The 14,806-nt window shown below is 72.6% G+C and carries 14 protein-coding genes; 10 read left to right on the top strand and 4 right to left on the bottom strand.

From position 1 onward, the window contains the following. Window positions 1-13: 13 nt before the first annotated feature. Window positions 14-169, bottom strand: a complete 156-nt coding sequence (locus tag F4562_RS31620) for a hypothetical protein (RefSeq protein ID WP_184854802.1) — start codon at window positions 167-169, stop codon at window positions 14-16. A gap of 235 nt (window positions 170-404) precedes the next feature. Here F4562_RS31620 and F4562_RS31615 point away from each other — a divergent pair, with 235 nt between their 5' ends. From F4562_RS31615 to F4562_RS31580, 8 genes are read left to right on the top strand one after another with little or no spacing between them, the layout of a single operon-like run. After that, a complete protein-coding gene (locus F4562_RS31615) occupies window positions 405-1,226 on the top strand; it encodes an agmatine deiminase family protein (protein ID WP_184540382.1) in 822 nt (273 codons plus the stop codon). Then, window positions 1,226-2,845: an ABC transporter substrate-binding protein gene (locus F4562_RS31610; protein ID WP_184540380.1), complete on the top strand. Its 1,620-nt coding sequence runs from the start codon at window positions 1,226-1,228 to the stop codon at window positions 2,843-2,845. Before F4562_RS31615 ends, F4562_RS31610 begins: the two co-directional genes overlap by 1 nt. Window positions 2,846-2,848: 3 nt before the next feature. Continuing rightward, on the top strand, window positions 2,849-3,835 hold the full coding sequence (locus F4562_RS31605; RefSeq protein ID WP_184540378.1) for an alpha/beta fold hydrolase: 987 nt from the start codon (window positions 2,849-2,851) through the stop codon (window positions 3,833-3,835). Next, window positions 3,832-5,976, top strand: a complete 2,145-nt coding sequence (locus F4562_RS31600; RefSeq protein WP_184540376.1) for a penicillin acylase family protein — start codon at window positions 3,832-3,834, stop codon at window positions 5,974-5,976. The genes F4562_RS31605 and F4562_RS31600 overlap by 4 nt, the downstream gene beginning before the upstream one ends. A gap of 1 nt (window position 5,977) precedes the next feature. Further along, window positions 5,978-6,928: an ABC transporter permease gene (locus F4562_RS31595; RefSeq protein WP_221206580.1), complete on the top strand. Its 951-nt coding sequence runs from the start codon at window positions 5,978-5,980 to the stop codon at window positions 6,926-6,928. A 1-nt stretch (window position 6,929) separates the two neighbouring features. Then, complete coding sequence (locus F4562_RS31590) at window positions 6,930-8,834, top strand: dipeptide/oligopeptide/nickel ABC transporter permease/ATP-binding protein (RefSeq protein ID WP_184540372.1); 1,905 nt, start codon at window positions 6,930-6,932, stop codon at window positions 8,832-8,834. Further along, entirely contained in the window at window positions 8,831-9,799 is a 969-nt protein-coding gene (locus F4562_RS31585; protein ID WP_221206578.1) for an oligopeptide/dipeptide ABC transporter ATP-binding protein, read from the top strand. The genes F4562_RS31590 and F4562_RS31585 overlap by 4 nt, the downstream gene beginning before the upstream one ends. A 42-nt stretch (window positions 9,800-9,841) precedes the next feature. Beyond that, complete coding sequence (locus F4562_RS31580) at window positions 9,842-10,021, top strand: hypothetical protein (protein ID WP_184540370.1); 180 nt, start codon at window positions 9,842-9,844, stop codon at window positions 10,019-10,021. 79 nt (window positions 10,022-10,100) lie between these two features. On the opposite strand, the gene F4562_RS31575 is transcribed toward F4562_RS31580, so the two are convergent. Further along, complete coding sequence (locus tag F4562_RS31575; RefSeq protein ID WP_184540368.1) at window positions 10,101-11,030, bottom strand: beta-propeller domain-containing protein; 930 nt, start codon at window positions 11,028-11,030, stop codon at window positions 10,101-10,103. Between F4562_RS31575 and F4562_RS31570 the strand changes: the two genes are divergently transcribed. Both F4562_RS31570 and F4562_RS31565 read left to right on the top strand, forming a co-directional pair. Beyond that, complete coding sequence (locus F4562_RS31570; protein ID WP_184540367.1) at window positions 11,029-11,358, top strand: hypothetical protein; 330 nt, start codon at window positions 11,029-11,031, stop codon at window positions 11,356-11,358. The genes F4562_RS31575 and F4562_RS31570 overlap by 2 nt on opposite strands. Before the next feature lie 411 nt (window positions 11,359-11,769). Further along, window positions 11,770-12,741, top strand: a complete 972-nt coding sequence (locus F4562_RS31565; protein ID WP_184540366.1) for an alpha/beta hydrolase — start codon at window positions 11,770-11,772, stop codon at window positions 12,739-12,741. 291 nt (window positions 12,742-13,032) lie between these two features. Here F4562_RS31565 and F4562_RS31560 read toward each other — a convergent pair whose 3' ends face one another. Beyond that, complete coding sequence (locus F4562_RS31560; protein ID WP_184540365.1) at window positions 13,033-13,959, bottom strand: GlxA family transcriptional regulator; 927 nt, start codon at window positions 13,957-13,959, stop codon at window positions 13,033-13,035. Between the two features lie 7 nt (window positions 13,960-13,966). Next, on the bottom strand, window positions 13,967-14,566 hold the full coding sequence (locus F4562_RS31555; protein ID WP_184540772.1) for a cysteine hydrolase family protein: 600 nt from the start codon (window positions 14,564-14,566) through the stop codon (window positions 13,967-13,969). Window positions 14,567-14,806 lie beyond the last annotated feature (240 nt).

Below are 14,806 nucleotides of genomic sequence, written 5' to 3'. Positions count from 1 at the left end.
CTCAGGGTACGGCTCATCGCGCGGTCCCGGCGCGCTCACGCGGGGCACGCCGCAGGACGGCGTCGAAGCGTCCGCGCGCGGCCCGCGCGCCGGGGCGTCGGCCGACGGCGGCGGCCGGCGGCACCGAGGCGCCGCGTGGCCTGATCACGCCGGCGCGCGAAGAGGTCACGCACGGCACCGCATGGGTTGCCGTGTGCCGGGCGGCCGGGGTCGCGAGCGTGTTCCGGAGGCGCTCGGAGCACTGTGGGAGAGCGGTTTTAGTCACCGACATAGTGTGCATTATGTTGAGCACAAATCGCGAGTTTTCATCTTCCTGCCAGGACTTGTCGCATGTATGCTGCGGCAACTGATCGATATATCGGTCATTCGGCGAAAGGAGCGTGTGTGGTGGGAAGAGGAGCGCGATGCCTGCGCTGACGGGAACACCGGCGGACGACGGCTTCCGCATGCCGGCCGAGTGGGAGCCCCACGAGGGCTGTTGGATGCTGCGGCCCGAGCGGCCCGACAACTGGCGGGCGGGAGCCAAGCCCGCGCAGGCGGCCTTCGCCTTGGTCGCCCACGCGGTCGCCGACGCCGGCGACCCGGTCACCGTCGGGGTCTCGGCAGCGCAGTTCCGCCATGCGCGTGCGTCGCTCTCGGCGGCGGTTCGCGTCGTCGAGCTCAGCTTCGACGACGCCTGGATCCGCGACACCGGGCCCACCTTCGTCGTCGACGGCAGAGGCGGTCGCCGCGACGTCGATTGGATCTTCAACGCCTGGGGCGGGCTGGAGGGCGGCCTCTACTTCCCGTGGCCCGGCGTCGTCTGCCTCACCTGGACCGACGACGAGCAGGACCCGCAGCACGCGATCAGCCGCGACGCGCTCGAACGGCTGGAGCGCGCGACCGACGCGCGCGGCCGCCCGCTCGAAGTGCACAAAGTCCCGCTGCCCGGCCCGTTGCACTACAGCGAGGAGGAGGCGCGCGGGACCGACCGGCGCGGCGACGGCGAGCCGTGGCGGCTCGGGCGGCGGATGCCCGGCTCCTACGTGAACTTCTACGTCGCCAACCGTGGCGTCGTCGTACCGCTGCTCGATCCGCTCCACGACGAGCAGGTGCTCGCGCAGCTCGGCGACCTGTTCCCCGGACGCGACGTGATCGGCGTCCCCGCCCGCGAGGTGCTGCTGGGCGGCGGCAACGTGCACTGCATCACCCAGCAGGTTCCCACCCCCCTCTCATGGAGCAACTGATGCGTCCTCGTAAGTCCCTCCTCCTGCTGGCCTGCGCCGGGACCTTCGCCGCCGCCACCGGCTGCGGCGGCTCCGGCCCGGACGGCGCCGGCGCCGGCGCGAAGGAGTCCGGCCCCGTCGTCTCGGGTGGCACGTTCCACTACGCGATCGCGGGCGATCCCGGTGATCTCGACCCGGCCAGAACGGTCACCGACAACGCGTACCGGATCTTCGCGTTCGCCTACGACAGCCTGCTCGACAGCTCCCCCGACGGCAAAGTCGTCTCCAACCTCGCCACCAGTTGGGAGATCACACCGACGGTCGCGAAGTTCACGCTGCGCAAAGACGTCACCTGCTCCGACGGGAGCCCCGTCACCGCGACGACGATCGCGCAGAACCTGAACGCCCTGAAGGATCCGAAGATGCAGTCGCCGCGGCTGCCGATAGCGATGTCGACCGGTGACTACACCGTCACCGCCGACGACGCCCGCGCCACGGTGACGGTCCGCTTCAAGGCGCCGGTCAGCTTCCTCTCCTACACGATCCAGGCGCTTCCGATCGTCTGCGGCGAGGGTCTGCGCGACCGCAGCCTCCTCTCGCGGGGCACCAGCGGAACCGGCCCCTACGTGCTGAAGGAAGCGGTCTCCGGCGACCACTACACGCTGACCCGCCGCAAGGACTACAGATGGGGTCCCGACGGCGCCACCAACGACGAGCCCGGCCAGCCGGAGACAGTCGTGATCAAAGTGGTGCCGAACCCGACCACGATCGCCAACCTGCTGCTCGCCGGAGAGCTGTCCGGCGCGCGCGTCAACAGCGCTGACGCCAAGCGGCTGGAGCAGCGCGGGCTCGCCGAGCAGAAACACGCCTCGGGCCTGACGCAGATGCTGTTCAACCATGCGAAGGGGCGGCCGGCGGCCGACCCGGCTGTCCGGCGCGCGCTGACGATGGCGGTCGACCGCGGGCAACTGGCGAAGATCGTCTCCGGGCCGGACGGGCGCGTCGGCCAGAGCGTCGTGCCCGAGGCCTCGACACCCTGCCCGGTGCCCGGCGTCAACGCCGCGATCCCGGCCTTCGACGCCGCCGCCGCGGCGGCCGCACTCGACGCCGCCGGTTGGGCCAAGGGCGCCGACGGCGTGCGAGAGAAGGACGGGACACGACTGCAGCTGAATGTGATCAGCAACTCCGACTTCGGCCCGACGTTCGTCTCGGCGACCGAACTGGTGGCGAAGGCGTGGCGTGAGCTCGGTGCCGACGTCAAGATCGCCGGAGGCAACGCCCAGGTCACGATCCAGGCGCTCGCGAGCGGCAACTGGGACGTCGTCCCGCTGCTCGGCATCAGCGTCGCGGTGCCCTCCCAGTTCGTCCCGCTGGTGAGCGGCCCGGTGCCGCCGCAGGGGATCAACTACGGCGCGGTCGACAATCCGGATTACCTGAAGCTCGTCGGCGAAGCGGTCACGACGGCCGATCAGCAGGCGGCGTGTGAGAACTGGAACGCGGCCGAGGCCGCGCTGTTCAAGGCGGCCGACGTGGTCCCGATGGTCGCGCTGTACGAGCGCTGGTGGGCGGCGAAGACCGCGACGTTCGAGACGACGGCGTTCGACATCATCCCGACGAGCATCCGAATGCGTCAGGGCTGAGCTGTGACGCGCTTTCCCGCCACTGGATGGACCGTCGCGGCGCTGGCCACCGCCGTGGCCGGTGTCGGCGCCGGTGTCGGTGTCGTCGCGCAGCGGCGGTACGAGGCGACGGCCCGCCGGCGGCACCCGGCTCCGGGCCGAATCGTCGAGGCCGACGGCGTCGCGCTGCACACGCTCACCGAGGGACGCGGGCCGGCGATCGTGATCGAGTGCGGCCTCGGCGGGTCGCAGCTGGAGTGGGAGGAGGTCGCCGACGGCTTGCGCGGTCGCGCGACGGTCGTGCGCTACGACCGGCCCGGCTTCGGCTGGAGCCCCGGCGCCCGCTGCGACCGCCGCTCGACCGCGACGGCGGCACGGTTGCGCGCACTGCTGCACGCGCTCGACGTGCCGCCGCCGTACGTGCTCGTCGGTCACTCGTTCGGCGGCCTGCACGTGCGGGCGTTCGCGGCCGCCGATCCGTCCGCGGTCGCGGGCATGGTGCTCGTCGACCCGGCCCACGAGCGGATGCGGGAGGCGCTGACGCCCGCGACGAAGGTCGCGGAGCGGGTGGTGCGACACGGCGCCGCCGTCGCGGCCGCGCTGGCCCCGCTCGGGCTGGGCGTGCCGCTCGGGCGGCTGCGCGCGACGCTGACGCGCGCGGAGCTGGCCGGGCCGCTAACGCCGGCGGCGCTGCGCGCCGTCGAGCTGAGCGCCGCCGGCTACGGCCGCGTCGCGTCGGTGCGGGCCTTCGCCGACGAGGTCGCCGCACTGCCGCGCTCCTGTGAGCAGCTCGCCGTGCTCGCCGGCACCGGCGAGCCCCCGCCGGGGCCGCTTGTCGTCCTCACCGCCGGCACCGCGCCACCGGTGATGCGGGAGCTGCACGCCGAGCTGGCGTCGGCCGCGCCGCGCGGCCGGCTCGTCGTCGCGGACGGCGCCTCGCACATGGTCCACCTCGACGCGCCCGGCGCGATCGTCGAGGCGGCTGTCGACATTCTCGAGGAGATCACATGAGTTCCCAGGGCACAGTACGCGTGGAGCGCGACGAGTGGGGCGTCGCGTACGTCAGCGCGGCGGAGGAGCGCGACCTCTTCTTCGGGCTCGGGTACGCACAGGCCTCCGACCTGCTGCACGAGCTGCTCGGCCAGTACAAGCTGGTGCGCGGCGAGCTGTCGAGCGTGCTCGGCGAGGCGGCGCTGGAGCGCGACGCCGAGGCACTCCGCTGGGGCTATCTCGCGCAGGCGCGTGCCGACTACGCGCGCGCCTCACCGGCCATGCGGGCACGCTACGCCGCCTTCGTCGCCGGCATCGACCGCTATCTGCGGGACCATCCCGGCGAGGTTCCGGCGTGGGCGCCGCCGTTGGAGCCGGCGCTCCCGATCGCCGCGATGCGGGCGCTCGTGCAGTACTGGGTGACGGCGGACGGCCGCGCCGTTCTCGCCGCGGCCGGCATCGGGTCCGCCCCCGTGGTGGAGCGCGGTTCCAACGCCTGGGCGTTGCTCCCGCAGCGGACCGCCGACGGCGTGACCTATCTGCTGAGCGACCCTCACCTGCCGCTCGGCGGATTGTTCGAGGAGTTCGTGCCCCCTCCGGCGTGGATCGCGGCGGCCATGCCGCGCGGAGGGTTCGCCGGCCACGAGGTCGTCGCGCGCGCCGACGAGCTGTCGATCACCGGGGTCGTCTCGGCCGGCACCCTGCTGCCGCTCATCGGCCACGGCGCGCACTGCGCGTGGGGGCTGACGACCGGCGGACCGGCCGTCTCGGACGCCTACCGGATCCGCGTCGAGCCCCACGACGAGCTGGCGTGGCGCTGCGACGGCGAGCTGCGGCGGATCGACCGGCGCAGCGAGTGGATCACGGTGGCGGGACGGGCCGAGCCGCTCGAACTCGTCGTCGAGACGGTCGAGCTGAACGGCACCCGCACGCCGGTGATCGCGCGCGCGGACGGCTGTGCCTACGCCGTCAGCACCACCTACGCCGAACACCTCTGGCGGCTCGACGAGCAACTCCTGGCGATGTACCGGGCACGCGACATCGACGAGCTGAAGGCGGCGTTCGAGCCGTGCGTGTTCCTGCCGCAGAACGTCGTCGCCGCCGACGTCCACGGTGACGCCTGGTACGTGCGCGCCGGCCACGCGCCACGGCGGTCCGCGCACCTCGACCGCGGCGTGCCGCTGGACGCGGGCGACGCCGCCAGCGCCTGGCAGGGACGGCACACGCTCGAGGAACTGGTCCAGCACCGTGGCTCGGAGACCGGCTTCCTGCAGAGCTGCAACACCGCCCCCGACACGCTGACGGGCCCGCACCCCCGCCCCGCGATCGACCTCACCGCCTACCCTCCGGTGCTCGTCAACGACCGCCCCGGCCGCTCCAACACTCGCGGTGACCGCGCCGTCGAACTGCTGGCGAACACCTTCGACGCGCGCCTCGCGGACGCCGTCGCGATCGCGCTCGACGACCTCTGGCCGGAGACGGCCGCATGGCAGCGGGCACTCTCGCAGGCGCTGCGCACGACCCCGCCCGACGTCGCCGACCGCCCCTTCGCCCGGTTGCTGCTGGCGTTCGACGGCCGCGCTCACGCGGCCTCGCCGGGAGCGCTGGGGTGGCTGCTCTGGCGCGAACTGGTGCGCGAGCTGCAGGCCGAGCCGGGAGAGGGAGCAGCGCTGACGGCCGCCGTCCTCGCCGGCGAGGCGCTCACACCGGCGCGGGAGGAGTTGCTGCGCCGCGCGCTCGCCGCGGCGGCCGAGCGGATGCGCGGCACGCCGCACGGGTTGGGCACCGCGCTCGGGGAGGTGCTGCGCTTCGGTGAGGCGGCTGGCGGCGGCGCCGCCTTCCTCGCGCACCGGCCCGTCGCCGGACAGGACCTGCCGCTGGTCGCGCCGCTGCGCGTCGCGATGTACTCCGACATCGACCCCGGCAGCGGCCGCGCTCGGGCCTACTTCGGCGGCCCGTCGCTACGGCTGACGAGGCTCGGCCCCGACGGCGTCCGCTCGTGGTCGGCGATCAGTCCCGACCGGCGGGAGAGCGGCGCACACTCCGCCGACCAGGCGCACGTGTTCGCCGGCGGCGAGCTGCGCGCGCTCGCGCCTGCGGACGCGCCGCCGCGGACGCTCGAGGCCGAGCTGACCGCGACCGCGGCACTGGATGTGGACTGACATGCGGCATCCTTGGCTTCGCTTCGCGCTGCGCCGTACCGCCGCCTTCGCCGTCTCGCTCGCGGCGCTGGTGACCATCACGTTCCTGATCACCCAGCTCGTTCCCGGCGACCCGGTGCGCGCCTCACTCGGCCCGACCGCGCCGGCCTCGCTCGTGCAGGAGCGCCGCGCCGCGCTGCACCTCGACGAACCGGTGCTGCAGCAGTACCGGTACTACGTCGAAGGGCTTGTGAGGGGTGACTTCGGCCGCTCGTTCACCAGCGGCCAGCCCGTCGCTGAGGTGATCGCCGACCGTTTCCCGATGACGCTGCGGCTCGCGCTGGTCGCCTTCGTCGTGACGCTGCTGGTCGCCGTACCGCTCGGGATGGCGATCGCCGTGCTGACACGCGGCGGACGCCGGCCGGGCATCGAGAAGTCGTTCTCGCTGACGACGGGATTCGTCGTGTCGGTGCCGGAGTACCTGATGGCGACCGCGCTCGTCGCGCTGTTCGCCGTCACGCTCGACTGGCTGCCGGTCACCGGCTCAAGCGACTGGACGGCGTACGTGCTGCCGCTGGTGGCCATCAGCGCGGTGCCGATCGCGGTTCTCGCCCGGATCACACGGGTCGAGACGCTGAAGGTGCTCGACCAGGAGTACATGCGCGTCGCCCGCAGCAAACGGCTGCCGCGGCGGCTGCTGTACGTGCGCCATGCGCTTCCCAACACGCTGACCGCGACGCTGACCGTCGGGGGCATGCTGCTCGCCGGCCTCGTCGCGGGCACGGTGATCGTCGAGAACATCTTCTCCTGGCCGGGGCTGGGCACCGCGATCGTCGAGGCGATCCCGCAGAAGAACTACCCGCTGGTGCAGGCGGTCGCGCTGCTGCTCGGCACGATCGTGCTGCTCGTCAACTTCGTCGTCGACATGCTGCTGGCACGGTTGGACCCGCGCTCGCTGATCAGGGAGAGCTGAGATGGGACGCATGCGGCTCTCGCCGACCCACGTGGCGGTGCTCGCCGTCTTCGGGCTGCTGCTGGTGCTCGCGCTCGTGGGGCCGACCGTCTGGGGCGACCGCGCGGAAGCGGTCGACCTGGAGGCGCTCGGCGAAGGGGCGTCGTGGGAGCACCCGTTCGGGACCGACGACCTCGGCCGCGACATGCTCGCGCGTGTGCTGGTCGCGACCCGCCTTTCCCTCGTGCTCGCGCTGCTGACGGCCGGGCTCGGCTGCGGGCTCGGGCTGCTGCTGGGGCTCCTGCCCACCATGCTCGGCTCACATCTGGGCAAGCTCGCCGGCAGCGCGATCGGCCTGCTGCTGGCGTTGCCCGGGCTGCTGCTGGCGTTGCTGGTCGCGACGATCGTCGGCGTCGGCGCGACAGGCGCGGTAGTAGGGCTGGCGGTCGCGATCGCCCCCGCCTTCGCGCGCCTGACGCAGACGCTCGCGGCGCAGGTCGCCGGCTCCGAGTACGTCGCCGCCGCCCGCATGACGGGGATCTCGCTGCCGCGGCTGATGGCCCGCCACGTCCTGCCCAACATCGCGCCCGCGCTGGTGCTGCAGGTGGCGATGACGATCGGCGGGGCGTTGCTGGCGCTGTCGGCGCTGAGCTTCCTCGGCCTCGGCGTGCAGGAGCCGCAGTACGACTGGGGTGCGCTGCTCAACGCCGGCCTGGATCGCATCTACGTGACGCCGGCGGCGGCGCTCGGGCCCGGAATCGCGATCATCATCGCCGGCATCGCCTTCAACGTCACCGGCGACGCGTTCGCCGGCGCGCTGGCGGGCGAGACGGTCCGACCGGCCCGCAGGTCCCGGCGCGGTCGTCCCCGCCCGGCGGCCGTCTCCTCCGCCGTCCCTGCGAGCAGCCCGTCCGCGGCCGGTTCCGACACCGTCCTCCAGGTCGACGGTCTCTCGGTCGCCTTCGAGCGGGACGGCGGCACGCTCACGCCCGTCCGCGACGTCAGCTTCTCCGTCGGCGCCGGCGAGCGCGTCGGGATCGTCGGCGAGTCGGGATCGGGCAAGAGCCTCACGGCGCTCGCGATCGCCGATCTCATCGAACCGCCGGGGACCGTACAGGCCGAAAGGTTGGCGCTTCACGGACGGGACCTGCGCGAGATGCCCGAGCGCGAACGGCGACGGCTGCTGGTGACGTCGCTGGCCATGGTCTTCCAGGACCCGCTCAGCTCGCTCAACCCGGTCCTGCGCATCGAACGGCAGGTGGGCGAGGCGGCGGAGGTGCACCTGGGGGTGACGCGCGAGCAGGCGCGCGTGCGCGCCGTCGAGCAGCTGCGCGAGCTGCGGATCCCCGGCGCCGCCCGGCGGATGAGGCAGCACCCGCACGAGCTGTCCGGCGGAATGCGGCAGCGCGTCACGATCGCGATGGGCCTGACGACACACCCGAGCCTGATCGTCGCCGACGAGCCGACGACGGCGCTCGATGTCACCGTCCAGCGTCAGGTGCTGCGCGTGCTGCGTCGCGTCAACGCCGAACACGGCACAGCCGTGGTCCTGATCTCGCACGACATCTCGGTGATCTCGGCCTTCTGCGAGCGCGTGCTCGTGATGTACGCGGGCCGCGTCGTCGAGGAGCTCGCCGCCGACCGCATGCACGCGGACGCGGCGCACCCCTACACCAGGGCACTGCTGGCGGCGACGCCGACGCTCGACGCCGACCTGGACCGCCCGCTGGCGACGATCCCCGGACGCCAGCCGGCGCTTGACGCCGTCCCCGACGGCTGTCCGTTCGCACCCCGCTGCGCGCATGCGAGCGACCGCTGCCGTGAGCGGCTGCCGCTGCTGGAGACGCTGGGCGAGGGACGGCGCGTCGCTTGCTGGCATCCACAGGGCACCGCGTTGCCGGTGCCGGAACAGGAGATGAAGCGGTGAACGGACTGTCGGTGCGTGACCTCCGCGTGCGGGTCGGCAGCGGCCATGTGGCGATGACGGCCGTCGACGGCGTCACGCTCGATCTGCCACCGGGAGGCGCGCTCGGGCTGGTCGGCGAGTCGGGCTCCGGCAAGTCGACCTGCGCGCGGGCGATCGTCGGCCTCACACCGGTCGCCGGCGGCCAGGTGCTGTTCGACGGTCGCGACTACGCCGGGGCTCACGGACGCCACCTGAAGGAGCTGCGGCGGCGTGTGCAGCTCGTCTTCCAGGACCCTCGCGCGTCGTTGAACCCGCGGATGACCGTCGGCGAGGCCATCGGGGAGGCGGCGGCGGCAGGTCGCCGGCTCGGCCGCCGGGAACGCGCCGCAGAGGTCGCGCGGCTGCTGGAGCAGGTCGCACTCGACCCCGCCCACGCGCTGGTCAGGCCGGGTGCGCTCTCCGGGGGGCAGCGCCAGCGCGTCGCCCTCGCGCGCGCGCTCGCAACCCGTCCGGACGTGATCGTCGCCGACGAGGTGACGGCGGCGCTCGACGTCTCGGTGCAGGGCTCGGTGCTCAACCTGTTGCGGCGGCTGCGCACCGAGACCGGTCTGGGACTGCTGGTGATCTCCCACGATCTCGCGGTCGTCCGCTACCTCTGCACCGAGATCGCGGTCATGCAGCTCGGGCGGATCGTCGAGCGGGCGCCGACCGCCACGCTGCTGGCCGCTCCGCAGCATCCGTACACACGCGCGCTGATCGAGGCGGCCACGCTCACCGGCCTCGACGGTGAGCAGGGTGCCGAGGGCGAGCCGCCGGACCCGCTGCACCCGCCGTCGGGCTGCCGCTACCGCACGATCTGCCCGGTCGGCCCGCTCGTCGACGAGTCGCGGCAGATCTGCGTCGAGGTCGACCCGGCCGCCGGTGCCGACGGCCGGCGCCACCGGGCCGCCTGCCACTTCGTCCCGGCCGAGACCGGCTCGCCGTGACCCAGGACGAGGGAGACGTACTGCTGTTCGGGGTGCAGGTCGATGCGGTGGCGGACCTTCACGTCGACGGGTTCACCCGCCGGCGACGCCCTCACGTTCGCGGTCGACGGCGTTCAGGAACCGACCGCCGTCGACGGCGGCCACACCGGCGGGAAGATCACGGTGGCTACCTACAACGCCACCGCCTCCTTCGACGACGTCCACGTCACCGCCGGTTGGTGACACCGGGCCGGACTCCCCGCGCGAGGCGCACGGGCATGTCCCGGCCGGTGACGGTCACGCCCGCCCGGGCGCCGGGTCGTCACCAGGCGGCGCGCGGGGAGCCGCCCTTGCGGGAGTGCCCGTCGGCCTCGATCGGCATCGACGCGGTCGAGCCGTCGGACAGGTCGGCCCGGAAGCTCTTCCATCCGTGCACGTAGAGCAGGTGCCGCCCGGTTCCGTCGAGGCTGAAGCGCAGGTCGAGTGAGGCGCCGGGCGGCAACTCCGGACGGGCGAGGACCTGCGGCTCCCCGCCGCCGACCGGGATGCGCTCTATCACATGACCGGATGAGTAGACCAGGGCGGCGCCGTCGGGGGTGTGGGCCACCGACCCCAGCGGCGGCAGGACGCCGTGCGGTTTGACGACGCGGGTGGCGGCCATCAGGTCGGTTCCCTGTTGCGCCAGGTCGAGGACACCGATGCCCCCGCGGTTCATCGCCAGCGCGATCCGCCGGCCGTCCGGGGACCAGGACAGGCCGCTCACCCTCATGCCCCCTGCCGCGCTCCAGTCGCGGCGCTGCCCGTTGGCGAGATCGGCGACGGAGACCCTCACCCCACCCGAGCCGAAGGTCGAGTAGGCGAGCCTGGTGGCGTCCCCGCTCAGCGCGAGGGCGACCACGAGTTCGTGCGGCCTGATTCCGAGGCCGGGGACGAGCACCGGGTCGTCCGGCCGGCCGTCGTCGGCGAGGGTGACCCGGAAGAGCCGCATGGGGGAATCCGGCCCGGTCCACCCGCACAGTAGGAAGGTGCGGTTGTCGGGTGCCGCGGCCAGCACGTGCCACGCGGACAGCACTCCCCGCGGCAGCGGGATGGTCGCCAGGAGCTTCCCGGTCGCGGCGTCGTGCACGGCGGGCCGCACCGGGATGTAGTAGTCCGGGTCCTTCGAGCCCTTCGGCAGGTGGGAGCCCGGAGTCCCCGCGGTGACGAAGAAGCGCGGCGGACCGGTCACCGGCAGGGGCCGGGAGGTCGCCATGGGCGAGGTGAGGGACGTCGCCAGGGGGATCGTCGGCACCGGCGTCGGGGCGGGCGACCGCCAGGTGGACGTGGCGGACGGCACGGACGGCACGGACGGCACGGACGGGAACGGCGACGACGGGAACCCTGAGGGAACCGTCGTCGGCGACCCCGGTGGGGACACCACCGGAGACCCCGCCGGGGACACCGTTGGGGACACCGTGGAGGACGTGCGCTCTTCGAGCGAGACCCGCTCTGCGGCGGTACCACCGCCGTTGCAGGCGCTGACCAGAGCGATGACGATTACGCCTGTCGTGACGACGCCTGCCCGGGGAAACATTCATTGATCATCGCGTAGCCCGAAATAAGGTGTCAATTCATCATTAGCCGGACGGCGAAAACAGCGGCGAAAAAAATATCTGATAATAGATGGACGTCCGGAACCGCTGATTTCAGCGGCGGGCGAATCCTCACGCGCGCAGGGCGGCGGCGGGCGGACGATGTCCGCCGCCGGGGTCGTGCCGACGTTCAGCCGATCACCGTGACGCGGCGAGACGGTGGCCTCCGGCACCCGGATCGGCCGCCGTCCGGCGGGGGGAGACCCGCTCATCGCGGCCATGTCGCGGTTGTGGGCGGCGTACGACTCACGGATGATCTGTGCAGGAGAACGTGCGCGTGAACGGTTGTCCCCCGGTTTCCGGGCACCACCCCTCCTGGGCCCCTCCCGACCGCACCACCGTCTCCCGACGAGGAGTGACATGGCACATCATCCCAACCTGGACCCCGGCCTGGCCGCCGCCCTGGAGGCGACGCCGCTGCCGTTCATGGACTTCGGAGCCCTCCGGCTGGAGGACCTGCCCGGCGTCCGCGTCCAGCACAGCGCGACGCGCGCGGCGATGGCCCCGCTCGTGGCGGACGAGCGGGTCACGATCGAGGACCGGACCGTACCCGGGCCGGACGGCGACCCGGACGTCCGGCTGCGGATCTACCGGCCCGCCGGTCAGGACGGGCCCCTCCCCGGCCTGTACTGGATCCACGGCGGCGGGATGATCCTCGGTGAGGTCGAGATGGAGGACCCCCGGCTCATCGACCACGTCCTCAAGGTGGGGTGTGTGATCGTCTCGGTCGACTACCGCCTGGCGCCCGAGCACCCGGACCCGGCACCGGTGGAAGACTGCTACGCCGGCCTGGTGTGGACCGCGAAGAACGCCGCCGACCTCGGCATCGCCCCGGACCGCCTCGCGGTGGGCGGGCTCAGCGCCGGAGGCGGTCTCGCCGCCGGCACCGTGCTGCTGGCCCGCGATCGCGGCGGCCCGCCCCTGGTGTTCCAGCTGCTCGTCTGCCCGATGCTGGACGACCGCAACACCACCCCGTCCAGTCGCGAGTTCACCGACGCGATCGTGTGGGACCGGGCTGCGAACATCCTCGGCTGGACCGCGTTGCTGGGCGACCGGCGCGGCGGCGACGACGTCTCCCCATACGCGGCGCCGGCCAGGGCGACCGACCTGTCCGGCCTGCCGCCCGCGTACATCGACGTCGGCGAGCTGGAGGTCTTCCGGGACGAGTGCGCCGACTACGCCCTCCGGCTGGTGCAGGCCGGTGTCTCCACCGAGTTCCACCTCTACCCCGGGGCGTTCCACGGCTTCGACGGGCTGTTCCCGCAGGCGGAGATCAGCCGCCGGGCCGCCGCCGAGCGGGTGGTCGCGCTACGCCGGGCCCTGTTCGGCTGACGGCTGCGCGCAGGCGGAGCAGCCGCAGGGCACGCGCCGCTCCGCCCCGCCGGGGGCGGCCGACGGGACCGACTCCACCGGGGCGGGGCCGACGCCCGCCCGCGCCCGAGCCGTGGCCCGCTCCGGGACCGCTCCGGATGCCGCTCGACCGCTCCGCCCTGAAGGTCAATCCGATGACTGTCGGAGCGTCGACAACCCGCTGACCCGCGGTACGTGCGGGATGTCGTACACGTCGTGCCCGAAAAGCGTCCGGGAAGAATGAGGACTGAGCAAGAGCGGGTGGACCCGGGCCTACCCTTCAGCCGGTTTCCCCGCACGCGAGCGGAGGCGTCGGAGCATGCGGGCGTCGTCAAAGCCGACGGCTCGTGCAGCCGCTTCGACCGTCGTGCCGTGGCCGATCAGGTGTTCGGCCCTTTCAAGCCGGAGAAGTTGCTGGTACCGGAGCGGGGTGAGCCCGGTCGCGGCGGTGAAGGCCCTGGTGAGGGTCCGCTCGCTGACGCCGGCCCGGCGAGCGAGGTCGCCGAGCGGGAGACGGTCGGCGTAGCGCTCGTCGATGACGTCCTGCACCCGATGGGAGAGATCGCTGAGATGGTCCCGATGCCGCAGCATCACACTCTCCTGCGGTTCGTGGCCGTTCCGGCGTGCGTAGACGACCATTTCCCGCGCCACGCGCGCGGCCGCTGCGGGACCGTGGTCCCCGGCGACAAGGTGCAGCGCGAGGTCGATGCCGCTGGCGATTCCCGCGGACGTGATCACCCGGTCGTCGGTGACGTACAGGACATCTCGCACGATCTTCGCCCGCGGGTAGCGCACCGTGAGCTCACCGGCCAAGTCATGGTGAGTGGTGAAGCGGCGACCATCGAGCAGTCCGGCCGCTCCCAGCGCGTCCGCCCCCGAGCACACGCTCGCCACCGACCCTCCGTCCGCGTGGTGGCAGCGCAGTCGCCGCGCGGTCTCCGGTCCGATCGCCGGAACCTGTCGTGGTCGCGACCGGCTCCACCCCGGCACCACGACCAGGTCCTTCGGGCCGAGGTCCGGCCAGCGGACCTGTGCCCGCACCGGGATGCCCTGAGCGGTCAGGATCGTCTCGGTCTCGGCCACATAGCTCAGCCGGTATCCGTAGCCGAGGTCGTTCGCGGTGGAGAAGACCTGTGCCGGCCCGGCCAGATCCAGAAGGTGCAGGTTCGCAACCAGCAGGAACGCGACGTGAACGGTCATTATCCAGTCAGGATGGCATGGGCTCGGCGGCCAGGTCGTCAAGGGTCCGAATGGTGGCGAACCGGCGCGCCAGGGCATACTCGGTCCGCTCGGTCACGACCTCGGGGCTGAGGGTTCGCGGATCGGCCAGGACCTGCTCCAGCGGCGTATCGAGCGGCACCGTCCAATGCGGCAGCGGAGTGGTCGCGGTCGCATCGGTGACGAACACGACGTCGTAGCCGAGGTCGGAGGCGATCCGAGCGGTCGTCTCGCAGCACTGCTCGGTGCGAATGCCGCTGATCACCAGCTCGGTGACACCGTGCCGGGTGAGGACTTGCTGCAGATTCGTTGTGGTGAAGGCATTGTGGGAAGCCTTCGTGACCACGGGTTCCTCCGGACCCGGCTCGAGACCATCGATCAGCCGGACGTAGCCGTTGGCTGGATCGAAGACGCCGGCGGAGCCCGGTTCTGCATGCAGCACCCAGACCACCAAGTCGCCCCTGTCTCGTGCCGCGCGAACCAGGCGGGCGACCCGCTCGGCGATGTCGGGGCGGTTCACGGCCGGCCAGTTCGGGAGGGCCCGGAAGGATTCTTGGACGTCGATGACGATCAGTGCGGTTCGGCTCATGAAGTTCACCCTCGCAGGCTCCGCCGCACCACAGAAGGCTTGATCGCGACGGGGAGCGGACGGATCCGGTCAACGACAGTGCCCTTCATCGGAGGACTCCCAGAACACGGTCGCGGCTCCGAGCGCGGAGACTGCCGGGAACTGCAGACCTCAGGCCCCGCACGACCAGCGGAACCTGGCCGAACAGCCCGACCGGGCCAGCCAAGCACACCTCCGCGCGATCGAGTGATGCGCCTTCTC

This window comes from Streptosporangium becharense, assembly GCF_014204985.1.
GTDB classification, from domain to species: Bacteria; Actinomycetota; Actinomycetes; order Streptosporangiales; family Streptosporangiaceae; genus Streptosporangium; species Streptosporangium becharense.
This window is presented reverse-complemented; position numbering and strand designations above follow the sequence as displayed.